The organism is Streptobacillus felis, from assembly GCF_001559775.1.
GTDB classification, from domain to species: Bacteria; Fusobacteriota; Fusobacteriia; order Fusobacteriales; family Leptotrichiaceae; genus Streptobacillus; species Streptobacillus felis.
On the sequence record NZ_LOHX01000013.1, the window covers coordinates 1 to 462 of the forward strand.

The 462-nt window shown below is 23.4% G+C and carries 1 protein-coding gene; it reads right to left on the reverse strand.

The features are described from left to right. Positions 1-167 precede the first annotated feature (167 nt). Positions 168-434 carry a nucleotide pyrophosphohydrolase gene (locus tag AYC60_RS00295; protein WP_197416905.1) on the reverse strand — a complete coding sequence of 89 codons (267 nt, stop codon included), beginning with the start codon at positions 432-434 and terminating at the stop codon, positions 168-170. Positions 435-462 lie beyond the last annotated feature (28 nt).

Consider the following 462-nt stretch of genomic DNA (forward strand, 5'->3'; position numbering starts at 1 on the left):
TTTAGAAAAAATATTTTTATTTAAAATATAAAAAATTATTAATGTTAAAGCAACTTAAATAGGTGTCCATCTTATTTCTGTTGTTATCCCAATTTTGAATACACTTGATCCAGCAATTAACCATAGAATACCATCAATTAATAATAAAATATGCTTATTCACTTTAATCATTTTTTCACCTTATCAAATCTAAATTCATTTTTATCCATTTTTTGATTTATTATTTCTAATGGATCTAATCCTAAAACATTAGTTAAATGTAAACAATATATCATAATATCAGCAAGTTCTTCTTCTACATTTTCACTGTCATATGATACTTCACCCCATTGAAAGTTTTCTAATAATTCTGCAGCTTCTATTATAATTGATTTTGAAAGATTCTCTGGTGTGTGAAATTTATTCCAGTCTCTTTCAACTACAAATTTTTCCAATCTTTTTAATAAATTTTCCATTTATATC